The organism is Tsukamurella paurometabola DSM 20162 (genome assembly GCF_000092225.1).
GTDB classification, from domain to species: Bacteria; Actinomycetota; Actinomycetes; order Mycobacteriales; family Mycobacteriaceae; genus Tsukamurella; species Tsukamurella paurometabola.
Genome location: NC_014158.1, coordinates 2,035,851 through 2,048,773, shown reverse-complemented (window position 1 = coordinate 2,048,773; position 12,923 = coordinate 2,035,851). Strand labels below are relative to the sequence as shown.

General features: G+C 69.8%; 13 protein-coding genes. 4 read left to right on the top strand and 9 right to left on the bottom strand.

Annotated features, from left to right (window positions below; all coding sequences use genetic code 11):
* Nucleotides 1–4 precede the first annotated feature (4 nt).
* Entirely contained in the window at nt 5–499 is a 495-nt protein-coding gene (locus tag TPAU_RS09820) for a hypothetical protein (protein ID WP_013126595.1), read from the top strand.
* Nucleotides 500–554: 55 nt separating this feature from the next.
* Nucleotides 555–2,183 (top strand): DUF885 domain-containing protein, encoded by a 1,629-nt coding sequence (locus TPAU_RS09815; RefSeq protein WP_013126594.1) that lies wholly within the window; start codon nt 555–557, stop codon nt 2,181–2,183.
* Between the two features lie 4 nt (nt 2,184–2,187).
* On the opposite strand, the gene TPAU_RS09810 is transcribed toward TPAU_RS09815, so the two are convergent.
* Together TPAU_RS09810 and TPAU_RS09805 are read right to left on the bottom strand one after the other, a co-directional pair.
* Nucleotides 2,188–3,072 carry a diacylglycerol/lipid kinase family protein gene (locus TPAU_RS09810; protein WP_013126593.1) on the bottom strand — a complete coding sequence of 295 codons (885 nt, stop codon included), beginning with the start codon at nt 3,070–3,072 and terminating at the stop codon, nt 2,188–2,190.
* Nucleotides 3,069–4,664, bottom strand: a complete 1,596-nt coding sequence (locus TPAU_RS09805) for an FAD-binding oxidoreductase (protein WP_013126592.1) — start codon at nt 4,662–4,664, stop codon at nt 3,069–3,071. The genes TPAU_RS09810 and TPAU_RS09805 overlap by 4 nt, the downstream gene beginning before the upstream one ends.
* A 15-nt stretch (nt 4,665–4,679) precedes the next feature.
* Here TPAU_RS09805 and TPAU_RS09800 point away from each other — a divergent pair, with 15 nt between their 5' ends.
* Both TPAU_RS09800 and TPAU_RS09795 read left to right on the top strand, forming a co-directional pair.
* A complete protein-coding gene (locus TPAU_RS09800; RefSeq protein WP_013126591.1) occupies nt 4,680–5,297 on the top strand; it encodes a TetR/AcrR family transcriptional regulator in 618 nt (205 codons plus the stop codon).
* Entirely contained in the window at nt 5,294–6,856 is a 1,563-nt protein-coding gene (locus tag TPAU_RS09795) for a glycerol-3-phosphate dehydrogenase/oxidase (RefSeq protein WP_013126590.1), read from the top strand. The genes TPAU_RS09800 and TPAU_RS09795 overlap by 4 nt, the downstream gene beginning before the upstream one ends.
* Here TPAU_RS09795 and TPAU_RS09790 read toward each other — a convergent pair.
* From TPAU_RS09790 to TPAU_RS09760, 7 genes are read right to left on the bottom strand one after another with little or no spacing between them, the layout of a single operon-like run.
* Nucleotides 6,850–8,004, bottom strand: coding sequence for a GTP-binding protein (locus TPAU_RS09790; protein WP_041944368.1), 1,155 nt, complete (start codon nt 8,002–8,004; stop codon nt 6,850–6,852). The two genes, TPAU_RS09795 and TPAU_RS09790, sit on opposite strands and share 7 nt — an antisense overlap.
* 38 nt (nt 8,005–8,042) lie before the next feature.
* On the bottom strand, nt 8,043–8,537 hold the full coding sequence (locus TPAU_RS09785; protein WP_013126588.1) for an SRPBCC family protein: 495 nt from the start codon (nt 8,535–8,537) through the stop codon (nt 8,043–8,045).
* Nucleotides 8,534–8,914 carry a metalloregulator ArsR/SmtB family transcription factor gene (locus TPAU_RS09780; protein ID WP_013126587.1) on the bottom strand — a complete coding sequence of 127 codons (381 nt, stop codon included), beginning with the start codon at nt 8,912–8,914 and terminating at the stop codon, nt 8,534–8,536. The genes TPAU_RS09785 and TPAU_RS09780 overlap by 4 nt, the downstream gene beginning before the upstream one ends.
* 32 nt (nt 8,915–8,946) lie before the next feature.
* Complete coding sequence (locus TPAU_RS09775) at nt 8,947–9,981, bottom strand: Rv2578c family radical SAM protein (protein WP_013126586.1); 1,035 nt, start codon at nt 9,979–9,981, stop codon at nt 8,947–8,949.
* 57 nt (nt 9,982–10,038) lie between these two features.
* On the bottom strand, nt 10,039–10,731 hold the full coding sequence (locus TPAU_RS09770) for a hypothetical protein (RefSeq protein ID WP_013126585.1): 693 nt from the start codon (nt 10,729–10,731) through the stop codon (nt 10,039–10,041).
* A 4-nt stretch (nt 10,732–10,735) separates the two neighbouring features.
* The gene (hisS, locus tag TPAU_RS09765) at nt 10,736–12,061 is read right to left on the bottom strand and encodes a histidine--tRNA ligase (protein WP_013126584.1); all 1,326 of its coding nucleotides are present in this window, start codon (nt 12,059–12,061) and stop codon (nt 10,736–10,738) included.
* A complete protein-coding gene (locus tag TPAU_RS09760) occupies nt 12,058–12,795 on the bottom strand; it encodes an MBL fold metallo-hydrolase (RefSeq protein ID WP_013126583.1) in 738 nt (245 codons plus the stop codon). Before TPAU_RS09760 ends, hisS begins: the two co-directional genes overlap by 4 nt.
* Nucleotides 12,796–12,923 lie beyond the last annotated feature (128 nt).

Sequence of the window (12,923 nt, the reverse complement as noted above, 5' to 3'; positions counted from 1 at the left end):
CCCGATGCTCGAAACGGTGATCCGCTGGGGCGCGTACCTCGGCGGCTGGCTGCTGGTGATCGGTCCGCTGTTCCAGTCCCGCGTGGAGCTGGAAGCGGAGCGGGCACACCTGACCGAGGTACGGGAGACGATCGAGTCGACCGCGCCGCCGTCGCGGGTCTCGGCGTGGTGGTGGCTGATTCCGCCGGTCGCCCTGTTCCTCTCGCGCCGGCGCCAATCGCAGTACGTCGACACGCTCACCACGGTGCTCACGACGGCGCAGATGGAGAGCCTGGAGCGGTACTTCTCGGTGGCCCGGGGCTGGATGATCGTGGCGGCGGGCGCCGTATTGATCGCCGTCAAGGAGACCTTCGAACTGGCCCACCACCAGCACTGGCTTCCGGGTGGGTTCTGGGTGCTCGCGGTGATCGGGCTGATCGCCACCGTGGCGTTCACCTCGGCCGGACCGGCCCGCTCGGACCGGCACCGGCTCCGCCGGACGCCTACCGTCGTCCGGTAGCGGCCCGATCCCACGGACGGCGATGCGGGCCGGACGGCCGCCGTAGGATCGGTTCATGACTTCGCCGATCGATGACCTCGCCGACCGCTTCGCCCAGGAACTCGCCGCGGCGGATCCGGTGGAGGCGACCGCGGTCGGGGTCACGGACTTCGACGACCGGCTCACGGACTACTCCCCCGGGGGCATTCGGGCCCGGATCGATCTGGCCCGCACCACGCTCGCGGAACTGGCCGCACTCACACCGGAGTCCGATGCCGACCGGGTGACCGCCGATGCACTGCGTGAACGCCTCGGTGTGCAGATCGAACTGGCCGACGCCGGACGGATCGTGGGCGACCTCAACGTGATCGCCTCACCGCTCCAAGGCATCCGCGATGTCTTCGACCTGATGGGTACCGGCACCGACGAGGCGGATGCCCTCCTCGTCGCGCGTCTGTCCGCGGTGCCCGCCGCCGTCGACTCGGCCATCTCGGGTCTGCGGGCCCGGCTCACCGACGGTTCGTGGCCGTTCGCCGCTCTTCAGGTCACCGAGTGCCTCACCCAGGCCCGCGAAGCGGGAGAGCAAGTCGCGGCGAACGCCGACCGGCTCAGCGGACCGATTCCGGACGGCCTCGTCGAGGCCATCCACGCGGCGTTCGCCAGGTTCGCCACGGTGCTCTCCGACGAGATCGCGCCGTCGGCGGTGCCGGTGGATCGTTCGGGCGGTCTGGGAGTGGGGCGCGAGGCCTATCCGCTGTACTCGCGGCTGTTCCTGGGCACCAATGTCGATCTGGAGGAGACGTACGCCTGGGGGCAGCAGCTGCTGGCGTCGATCGTCGCCGAACAGCACGAGGTCGCGCAGCGGCTGTACCCGGGATCGACGGTGGCGGAGGCGATCACGCGCCTGGACACCGAGCCGCGGTACGCACTGCACGGCACCGATGCACTCCAGGCATGGATGCAGCGGACCTCGGACGAGTCGGTCGCCGCCCTGGCGGGCACACACTTCGATATCCCGGCGCCGCTGCATCACTTGGACTGCCGGATCGCGCCGAGCAGCAGCGGCGGCATCTACTACACCGGACCCTCGGCCGACCTGACTCGTCCGGGTTCGATGTGGTGGTCGGTTCCGAAGGGCGTCACCGAGTTCCACACCTGGCAGGAGAAGACCACCGTCTACCACGAAGGTGTCCCGGGACACCACCTGCAGATCGGGCAGGCCGTGATCGCGCCGCTGAACCGCTGGCGCAAGCTGTACTCGTTCACCTCGGGACACGGTGAGGGCTGGGCGCTGTACGCGGAACGACTCATGCGGGATCTCGGCTTCCTCGACGACGACGGCGACCTCATGGGCATGCTCGACTCGCAGCGGCTGCGCGCGGCGCGAGTGGTGCTCGACATCGGTGTGCACTGCGGCTTCGAGGCGCCCGCCGAGGTGGGTGGAGGCGCGTGGACGTACGAGAAGGGCTGGGCCTTCCTGCGCTCGCACGTCGCCATGTCCGACGAGCAGCTCCGGTTCGAGTACCACCGATACCTGGGCTGGCCCGGCCAGGCACCGTCGTACTCGGTGGGACAGCGGGTATGGGAGCAGACCCGCGACGCCTACCTCGCGGCGCACCCGGGATCGTCGGTCAAGGACTTCCACCGGGACGCCCTCGCCCTGGGCGGCATGGGTCTGGACACCCTGCGCGCCGCGATCGCCTGAGCCGTCAGCGCGGGACGAGCACCGGGAGAACGGCTTTGCGGAGACCGACGGTGACGGGCAGCTTCTGCAGGTAGTCACCGTCGGAGTGCACCGGGATCGGTCGATCGGCCGTCACGGAGATCTCCTGACCGGTGAAGGTGATCACCTCCGGGCGGTGTACGTGGACACCGGTCTTCGCCTCCCCCATCGCCCCGATCAGCCTGACCACGGACCCCTCGCCGCGCACCGCGAGCACGTCGATGCGGCCGTTATCCGCGGACGCCGAGGGAACCATGTGCAGACCGCTGCCGTAGCGGCCGGAGTTCGCGATGACCACGATGTGCGCCAGTAGTCGGTGCGCGACACCGTCGACGGTCACCGTGAAGGTCGCCGGCTTCCACCGCAGGGCCGCCAGCGCCGGGGCGATGCGGTAGGCCAGCGGACCCATCCAGCGCAGGCGGTTGATCATCTCCGTCGCCACGGAATCGAGGCCCACGTACACGTTGCCCACGGCGATCCGATCCCCCACCGTGAGCACATCGAGGTCGCGGCGGCGGCCGTCGGCGAGGACGGCGGCGATGCCCGCCGGGTCGATGGGCATGCCCAGGTGCCGGACGAAATCATTGCCGCGGCCGGCGGCGGCGATGCCCAGCGGGGCGCCCGGCACCCGCAGGACACCGGATGCCACGTCGCGGATCTGGCCGTCGCCACCGACGGCGACGGTGAGGGCACCACTGGCCGCCGCCTCGGCCGCGCGAGCGGCTGCGTCCTCACCCGAGTCGGACTCGACCGCTTCGACATCCATGCCGTACCGGTGCAACTCGGCGGCCACCGCGGCCCATTGCTCCCGGGCGGCACCGCCGCCGGAGATCGGGTTGATCACGGCGACCACGTCCGGCCGGGCGCTCACGGGAGCAGAACCCCGGGGTTGAGCACACCGTGCGGGTCGAGCGCGGACTTCACGGCGCGCAGGGCCGCGAGCTGAACGTCGCCGATCTCCTCCAGGTAGGTCGCACGGTGGTCGACGCCGACGGCGTGGTGATGCGTGATCGAGGCACCGGCCGCGCGGATCGCCGCGTTCGCGGCCCGCTTGGCGATCGTCCACTGCGCCAAAGAATCCGGTAGCGCTTTGGCGATCACCGTGAAGTACAACGAAGCCCCGGTCGGGTAGACGTGCGAGATGTGACACATGACTACCGCGGGGCTGCCCTGGTCGCCGAGGGCGCCGGTGATCGCCGCGGTGACATCGGCTTTGAGCCGGTCGATATTGGACCAGAAGGTGACGGTCTCCAGCGTCTCGACCAGAGCCCCGGCGTCGAGTAGTGGATCGCGGAGGTACGGGCCGCGGAACCGTCCCACACGCCACGCCTCGCCGGGCCCCTCGCCGAGGAACGTGCCGCCCAGCTCGATCAGCCGCGCGGAGACGTAGCCGTCCCGGCAGTCGACGTCGGGCTCGTCGCCCTCGAAGCCGACGATCATCAGACACCCACCGACGGGGCCATCGGCCGTGCCCGCGGATCCGGGGTTCGCCAGATTGAGACCGGTCTCCGCCTCGTCGGACAGCCGCAGCACCGTCGGCCGTATTGCGCTCTGGGCCAGGTACCGCATTGCTGCGGCACCGGCGGCGAAGTCGGTGAAGTGCCAGCCGTAGAAACGCCGGACCGCCGGCACGGGGTGCACCCGGACACGCACGGCGGTGACCACGCCGAACACCCCCTCGGAGCCGAGGAACAGCTGGCGCAGGTCGGGGCCGGCGGCAGACTTGGGTGCGGTGCCGATCTCGCTGGTGCCCACCGGGGTGGCGACGGTGAGCCCGACGACCATCTCGTCGAAGCGGCCGTAGCCGATCGAGGACTGCCCGGCGGATCGGGTGACTGCACAGCCGCCGATGGTCGCGCCCTCGTAGGACTGGGGGAAGTGACCGAGCTCGAAGCCTCGCTCGCGCAAGAGCTTCTCCGCCTCGGGCAGCCGGGTTCCGGCGGCGAGCGTGGCGACCTGCGAGACGGAGTCGAGGTCGAGCAGGCCGGTGAGACCACGCAGGTCGAGCGCGACGACCGGGCGCGTACGTTCCGGGGCGAGTCCGCCGGTGACGGCGGTACCTCCCGCGAACGGGCTGAGCGTGAACCCGGCCTCGCCGCACACCCGCAGAACAGCGGTCACCTGGTCGGCCGTGCGCGCAGTGACCACCACATCAGGGGCGTCGGAGGCGTCGCCCGTACGAAACCTCAGCAGATCGGGGGTCGAGTAGCCGCGCAGGTGCCGTAGCCGGTCGGCCTGATCGGTGGAGACGTCCGCACCGGTGGCGCGCAATGCGGTGACCGCGGATTCATCGGCCCGGCTCGCGGCCACCACGGGTGTGATCGGCTCGGGCGGCGCCCCATCGATGCCGAGCATGGTCAGCGCGCCGAGCACCGAATCGGACAGGTGCATCGGCGTGGCCGGATCTCCCCAGCGACCGGGCTCGAAAGCGACGACGGGAAGCTCCACCTCGGAGGAAGTCATGATACATTTGTACACATGATGTCGCAGGATCTCAACGAGGAGGTCGCGGCCCCGGCGCGGACCCCCGCGAACGCCATCGACGACCAGACGATCCTCGATGCCGCACGTGATCTGATGACCACGATCGGCATCCGGCGCACCACCATGGCCGATGTCGCGCGCGCCGCTCAAGTGTCGCGCGCCACACTGTATCGGCGCTACCCCAATGTCCAGGCTCTCGCGGCAACCGTCACCACACGCGAGTTCTCGGCAGCCCTCGCAACACTCACCCCGGTCCCGGGCGACGACACGCGCGAGAGCCTTGCGCGCACCGTCGTACACCTGACCTCGTCCGCGCGGTCCCACCCGTTGCTGCGCCGGATCATCGAACTCGATCCGGAGTTCTTGATCCCCTACCTGCTGCACCGCCAAGGCCGTACCTCGGCGAATCAGCTCGATACGCTCGAAGCGGCGGTCCGTGCCGGGCAGAACGACGGCAGCATCCGGTCGGGCGATCCCCGTGAACTGGCGTCCGTGGTACTCCAGGCCGCATGGTCATCCGCACTATCCGGGCCCGTCTTCGCCGGGGCCGACGGCGGCGATCTACTCGATTCCCAACTCTTCGATCTCGTCGAGAGGTATCTGCGCCCGTGACCGAAAGATTCGCCGCCGCACTCGAGTCGGTGGACCCGCGCTCCCGGCTCGACGCGACGCGCCGCAAGGCCGACCTCGCCACCCTCGCCGACGACCCCGCCGTGGACGTCCTGGTGATCGGCGGCGGAGTCACCGGCACCGGAGTAGCACTCGACGCCGCGAGCCGGGGACTATCGGTGGCGCTGGTGGACAAGCACGATCTGGCCTTCGGCACCAGCCGGTGGTCATCGAAATTGGTGCACGGCGGCCTGCGCTACCTCGCCTCGGGTGCGGTGGGCATCGCACATGAGAGCGCAGTGGAACGCGATGTCCTGATCCGGTCGATAGCCCCGCACCTGACCCGCCCGCTCGCACAGGTCGTGCCGCTGCTCGCCGATGTTTCGACGTTCGACGCCGCACTCACCCGGGTCGGCTTCCTCGCCGGCGACGTCTTGCGCCGCGCCGCAGGCACTCCGGCTACGGAACTGGGCCGTTCGCGACGCATCTCGGCCGCCGAAGTGATCCGCATGGCACCGACGGTCAAACGTGCGGGTCTGCGTGGCGGCCTGCTCAATTGGGACGGCCAGCTCACCGACGACGCCCGGCTCACCGTCGCGATCGCGCGCACGGCCGCCGCGCACGGCGCGCGCATCCTCACACACTGTGCCGCGTCACAGGTCACGGGTACGGCAGCGACGGTGACCGACGAGCTGACCGGCGCCAGCCGCGCGATCCGCGCCCGCGCAGTGATCAATGCGACCGGGGTGTGGGCGGGCACCGTCGACCCCGCGATCGCATTGCGGCCGAGCCGGGGCACCCATCTGGTCTTCCGCCAGGACGTCTTCGGCGGTCTCACCGCCGGGCTGACGGTGCCCGTCCCAGGTGCGTTCGGCCGGTACGTCTTCGCACTCCCCCAGCCGGACGGGCGCATCTATGTGGGTCTGACCGACGAGGAGGCCGACGGTCCACTGCCCGACGTGCCGACCGCGTCCGAGGAAGAGATCGACTTCCTGCTGGCCACGGTCAGCCTCGCGCTCGATACCCCCCTGCGCCGGGACCACATCGCGGGTACCTTCGCCGGTCTTCGGCCGCTGTTGGACTCCGGTGCAGGGCGGACCGCGGACGTCTCACGCAAGCACGCGGTTCTCACCCGTGGCGACGGCTTGATCACCGTGGTGGGGGGCAAGCTGACCACCTACCGGCGGATGGCGCAGGACGCCGTCGACGCGGCCGTCACGGCCTCGGGCCTGCTCACCGGGCCCAGTGTGACCCGGTCGGTGCCGCTCGTCGGCGCGGCGCCGCGAGGGGAGCTGGCCGCTGTCGCGGCACCGCAGCGACTGGTGCACAAGTACGGCACCGAGGCCACCGCCGTGGCCGCCCTCGCCGAGGTGCAGCCGGCGCTGGCCGAGCCGGTGACGGCAGGCACGGAGATCACCGGCGCCGAAATGCTCTACGGCGCACTCGTCGAGGGCGCCCTGACGGTCGACGATCTTCTTGAACGCCGCACCCGTCTCTCGCTCATCCCCCATGTCGCCGCGGCGGCGACGAGCTCTGCGGAGGCTGCGCTCGCGGCTCAATGAACGTGATCGGGCACATTCCACGCGGGCAGATGATCAGGGTAGTCGCGCCACGCAGCCGGCCCGTCGGCCACCTCGGCGTCGGTGAGCAGAGCGCGGTCGAGCAGTGACCGCATGCGGTCGGCGTCGAGCTTGACCCCGATGAACACCAATTCCTGTTGCGGGACGCCATCGACGTGCGACCAGTACGCCGCGGGCTCGATGGTGAGATTCGGTCCTGCCTGCGACCACACGGCCACCAGATCTGGACGGCTGGCGATCCAGCAGAACCCCTTGCTGCGCAGCACCGCCCGGACCTCGCTCAGTGATTCCAGGAGGCGCTGCGGATGAAACGGACGGTCGGACCGGTAAGCGAACGACGAGATGCCGTACTCCTCCGTCTCCGGAGTGTGCCCGCCGAGAACCTCGTCGTCCCACCCAGCGACCGCGGAGGCGGCTTCGTGATCGAACAGCCCGGTACCGATCACCTCGGCGAGCTCGAGTGCGCCGTGGCGCAACGGCAGGATCTTCGCGCGGGGATTCAGGCGTCCCACCGCGGCCTGGACGGCGCCGCCCGCGGCGGCCGAGATCAGGTCCAGCTTGCTGAGCAACACCACGTCGGCGAACTCGACCTGATCGACGAGGAGGTCGGCGATGGAGCGCTCGTCGTCCGGAGCGGCGCCCATCCCGCGCTGGGCGAGGTTGTGCCCCTTCGCGATCTCGCCGAGGAAGGTGCTCGCGTCGACCACCGTCACCATCGTGTCGAGGACTGCGATATCGCCGAGCCGGCTGCCGTCGTCGAAGGTCCAGTCGAAGGTGGCCGCCACGGGCATCGGCTCGGAGATGCCGGTCGACTCGATCACCAGGTGGTCGAAGCGCGGCGCACCGTCGGGCGTGCGCTGGCGGGCGATGGCTCCGACGGCGTCCACCAGATCCTCGCGCAGGGTGCAGCATATGCACCCGTTGCTCAGCTCGACGAGCTTCTCCTGCGTGCGGTCGAAGCCGCCGAGCCCGATCAGGGAGGCGTCGACGTTGACCTCGCTCATGTCGTTGACGATCACGGCGATGCGGCGGCCCTCGCGGTTGCTCAGCAGGTGGTTGAGGAGGGTGGTCTTCCCGGCGCCGAGGAATCCGGACAGGACGGTGACAGGGAGGGGAGCTGCGGTTTCCATGCCACTAACGATAACAGTTTTCATTAGCGGCGGGGTCGTCACTCCCCGCGGTAGTACGCCACCATCCCCGGGAAATAGCCCTCGTCGAAGTCGGGCAGCGACCGGCCCGCCTCGGCGGCGACCAGCGCATCCAGGTAGAACTCCCAGCCCGGACCCGTCTCACCGGGGTCGGTTCCCGCACCGAGGTGGTGCAGGAAAGTCAGCCGAGTGCGCTCGCCGTCCCGGTCGATCAGTACTTCGAGGTTCCATTCGCCGTACTCGTCCGTGGCCTGCAGGCACAGTCGGCGCGGCGGTTCGCAAGCCGTGATCGTCATCGGCATCGTCGGCGAGCCCTCTTCGAAGCCCATGGTGACCATCACCTCGGCGCCGACGCCGGGAGTTCCGGTCCACCTCCCGAACCAGCGCGCGGTCCGGTCGGACTCGGTGATCGACGCCCACACCTCGTCGATGTCGGCATCGAAGTACCTCTCCAGCAACAGAGCCCGGCCCGCGGCCGTCGCCGCCACGCGTCCCGTCGGCTCTCTCTTGGTCATGCCGTGCCTCTTTCGTCGTGCGTCGCCCGCTCGGCGAGCGCGGGGTTGCGTGCATCGCGCCGCGCGCGCCGCACCTCGGTGTCGAGCGCCGGCGAGCCGAGCAACTCCGCGAAACGCGCCGGAGCGCGGAGGTGTTCGATCCAGGCCTCCACCTCGGCCAGCGCATCGAGGCGCAGCGCGTAGCTGCGTTCCCGCGCGTCGCCGCCGCGTTCGGCCGCCACCAGCCCGGCCTCGCGCAATACTCGCAGGTGCCGACTGATCGCCGGCCTGCTGATCTCGAAGGATGCCGCAACCTCCCCCGCGGTGCGCGGTGCCGCCCGCAGCAGCGACAGGATGTCCCGTCGCACCGGGTCGGCGATGGCCGCGAAGACAGTCACCGCGAAAGCGTAACTGATACGTTACACACTGTCTAGAACAGGGGCTCCTGCAAGTCCGGCGCGACCGATCCCGTGGGCCTGCGCACCGGGCGCCGATCCGGCGCCGAATACTCTTCGCGGATCGAGAGGCCGAACTCCTTCATCAGCGGCTCCGTCCGCGACCGCAGGTGCGCCCGGTACTCGGCCGACACCCGCCCGGTAGAGCCGTAGAGTTGCCGGTACCGGCGCACCAGCGCCGGGTGATTCTGCGCCAGCCAGCTGAGGAACCAGTCCCGGTAGCGGCCGGTGAGATTGAGCGCCATCACCGTGGCGCTCGCCGCGCCTGCCCCGGCCAGCGCCTCGAACAACGCCCGCAGCGACGCGGAATCGTCCGTGAGATACGGGATCACGGGTGCCACCATCACATTGCAGTCAAAGCCCGCGTCGGCGATCGCCCGGATCAGACCGAGCCGAGCGGCAGGCTTCGGAGTTCCCGGTTCGAGCGAGGCCTGCAATGCCGGATCGAGCAGGGCGAGCGAGACCGACAGGCGCACCGGCACCGTGGTGGCGGCGGTGGCGAGCAACGGCAGATCGCGTTGCAGCAGTGTGCCCTTGGTGAGGATCGAAATCGGCGAACCCGCACCCGCAAGGGCACCGATCACGCCGGGCATCAGCCGATACCGCCCCTCCGCACGCTGATAGGGATCGGTGTTGGTCCCGAGCGCCACCGCCTCGCCGCGCCAGGACGCGCGGCGCAGCTCCTTCTTGAGCACCGAGACCAGGTTCGTCTTCACCACGATCTGGGTGTCGAAATCTCCCCCGGCGTCGAAGTCGAGGTACTCGTGGCTTGAGCGAGCGAAGCAGTAGGTGCACGCATGGGTACATCCGCGATACGGGTTGATCGTCCATTCGAACGGCAGCGCCGCCGATTCCGGCACCCGGTTGAGCGCACTCTTACACAGCACCTCATGGAAGGTGATCCCCTCGAAATCCGGGGTGGTGACCGCCCGTCCGATCCCTTCGAGCCCCGGCAGAGCGCGCACGCCGGAGCCGGGCTCGTCCGTCAGTAATTGGCCTTCCCATCGCACCCACTCAGTCGAACACTTTGTTCGATTTCAGTCAAGCGTTCGAACGGCGCGTCGGGTTCACCAAGGCGGGCGATTGAGCTCCCCGACTTCGTCGGCGGTGAAGACGAGTTCTTCGCGGCCGCCCACCTCTCGGGCGATGCCGGCCGCACGGAACAGCGGGCGATCCCGGATCGGCACCGCGGTGGCCTGTTCCCGGGATTGCTCGCCGAGCACGCGGGCGATCTCCCGCACATGCGGATCCGCATGCTTGCTCAGCGATTCCGACAACCGTCGCGTCGCCAGCATCGGCAATTCACGACCGCGCACGCGGCCCCGTCCCGGGGTGCCGTACAGCGCGATCGGCACGCGCATCGTGGTGCGGCCCTGCCGCAGCCGCAGGGACACCTGGGCCAGCCGAGCCACCTCGGCCACGAGATCGACTTCCTCGGCCGCGATCAGGTTCATCCGGCGGGTCAGCAGCGTGCGGCGCGTGATCACACGGTGGTCGAGCACGACGCGTCGTCGCGCGACTCCCAGGTAACTACCGAGGCCCGGGGCCGCCCCGGCGACCAGCACCACGACACCCCAGAGCGGAGTCACCACCAGGGCCGTAGCGAGCGCCGCCACCACCGTGAGGAGGAGACCGACGGCGACCGCCCGACGCACCTTCGGCAACATCAGCCGCGGCGGGATCAGATCGATGTCGACGGCGTCCTCCGCACTCAGCTCCCGCGGATCGCGGGCGCCGGGCTCGGCGGGGCTGGCCGACACGCGGTTACCCCGCGCTCCGCGCGCTCGCGCCGTCGGCACCGTTCACGTCGTTCGCGGAGGCGATCACGCCCGCCACGGTATCGAGCGGCACCGCCCGCTGCTCGCCGTTCGCCAGATCCTTGAGCATCACCACGCCGTCGGCCAGCTCGGAATCGCCCAGGATCAGGGCGAATCGGGCACCGGAACGGTCGGCGGCCTTCATCGCGCCCTTCATCGCGCGGTTGCCGTAGGCCATATCGGAGGGCACACCGAGCGCGCGGAGCCGTCCGAGGAGCGGGACCATCGCATCCCGGGCGTCGTCGCCCAGCGGGACGCCGAAGGCCACCACGCGAGGCGCCGCCGGTGCGCGCTTGCCCTCGGCGGCCAACGCCAGCAGCGTGCGGTCGACGCCGAGTCCGAATCCGACGCCGGTCACGCCCTCGCGGCCGCCCAGCTGCTCGACCAGGCCGTCGTAGCGGCCGCCGCCGCCGATTCCCGACTGGGCGCCGAGACCGTCGTGCACGAACTCGAAACAGGTCTTGGTGTAGTAATCGAGGCCGCGGACCAGGCGCGGATTCACCACATAGGGCACCCCGAGCGCGTCGAGGTAGCCGAGCACCTTCTCGAAGTGCTCCTTGGGCTCCGGGGTGAGGTTGTCGATCATGAGGGGTGCATCGGCCGTCATGGCCTTCACCTCGGGCCGCTTGTCGTCGAGCACGCGGAGCGGATTGATCTCGGCACGCCGACGGGTCTCCTCATCGAGGTCGAGCGCGAACAGGAACTCCTGCAACTTCTCCCGGTACTGCGGGCGGCAGGTCTCGTCACCCAGGCTGGAGACCTCCAGGCGGAACCCGTCGAGACCGACGCTGCGATAGGCGCGGTCGGCCACGGCGATCACCTCGGCATCGAGTGCGGGATCGTCCACGCCGATCGCCTCGATGCCCACCTGCTGAAGCTGCCGGTACCGGCCCTCCTGTGGACGCTCGTAGCGGAAGAACGGACCGGCGTAGGCCGCCTTGACCGGCAGTTGGCCCCGATCCAGGCCGTGTTGCAGGACCGCGCGGACCACACCGGCCGTCCCCTCCGGGCGCAGCGTCACGGAGCGGTCGCCGCGGTCGGCGAAGGTGTACATCTCCTTGGCCACCACATCGGTCGACTCACCGACGCCGCGCGCGAACAGGGAGGTGTCCTCGAAGATCGGCAGCTCGATGTAGCCGTAGCCGGCATCCGCGATAGCGCGCAGCAGCGCCGTGCGCACCGCGAGGAAATCAGCCGAGCTGTTCTTCTCGCCGGACGGGACCGGGATGTAGTCGGGGATGCCCTTGGGAGCCTGGAAGCTTCCGGCGCTCACAGTCCGAATCGTCCTTTCCGCTCACCGGGCGCCTGCGCCCCGGTGAGCCCCTGGAGGAACGGGTTCGACGCCCGCTCCTGCCCGATGGTGGTAGCAGGGCCGTGGCCCGGGAGTACGACGGTCTCGTCGGGGAGCGGGAGAAGTTTCGCCGCGATCGAGTCGAGCAGTTGCTCGTGACTGCCGCCGGGGAGATCGGTACGCCCGATCGAACCCTGGAAGAGCACATCGCCGGAGAACGCGACGATCACGGGCTCGGCGCCGACCGGCTCCCCGGCCTCGTCGATCTGCGGTACCTCGGTGGTGAAGACGATCGACCCGCGGGTGTGGCCGGGCGCCAGATCGACGCCGAACGTGATGCCCGCCAGTGTGACCGCTTCACCGTCGTCGAGCTCGATGACCTTCTCGGGTTCTGTGAAGATTTGACCACCGATCATCGACCCCAGAGCGGGACCGATGCCGACCGCGGGATCGGCCAGCATGGGGCGGTCGGCGGCGTGGATGTACACCGGGATACCGAACTCATCGGCCAACGGCTGCGCGGTCCAGGTGTGGTCCAGATGACCGTGCGTGAGCAGCACGGCCACGGGATTGAGGCGGTGCTCGGCGAGCAGCGCCTTCACCGATTCGACGGCGTCCTGCCCCGGGTCGACGATGACGGCGTCGGCGCCCGGCCCCTCCGCGAGCACGTAGCAGTTGGTCTGGAACACCCCCGCCGGGAATCCGGTGATCAGCATCCGACCATTGTGTCACCAGACCCGGTGGCGGCGTCTATCAGGTTTAGCTGGCAGACTTGGCTCGGCGGCGGCGCCGCCCTGTGTCACCGCGGCGGTACCGTCCGTGTCACTGCGTCGTGCCCGCCGGA

Excerpts from the sequence above, each read along its gene's own strand:
- TPAU_RS09805 (WP_013126592.1), bottom strand. The coding sequence starts at position 4,664 with ATGACTTCCTCCGAGGTGGAGCTTCCCGTCGTCGCTTTCGAGCCCGGT.
- TPAU_RS09820 (WP_013126595.1), top strand. The coding sequence starts at position 5 with ATGCTCGAAACGGTGATCCGCTGGGGCGCGTACCTCGGCGGCTGGCTG.
- TPAU_RS09800 (WP_013126591.1), top strand. The coding sequence starts at position 4,680 with ATGATGTCGCAGGATCTCAACGAGGAGGTCGCGGCCCCGGCGCGGACC.
- TPAU_RS09785 (WP_013126588.1), bottom strand. The coding sequence starts at position 8,537 with ATGACCAAGAGAGAGCCGACGGGACGCGTGGCGGCGACGGCCGCGGGC.
- TPAU_RS09790 (WP_041944368.1), bottom strand. The coding sequence starts at position 8,004 with ATGGAAACCGCAGCTCCCCTCCCTGTCACCGTCCTGTCCGGATTCCTC.
- TPAU_RS09815 (WP_013126594.1), top strand. The coding sequence starts at position 555 with ATGACTTCGCCGATCGATGACCTCGCCGACCGCTTCGCCCAGGAACTC.
- TPAU_RS09760 (WP_013126583.1), bottom strand. The coding sequence starts at position 12,795 with ATGCTGATCACCGGATTCCCGGCGGGGGTGTTCCAGACCAACTGCTAC.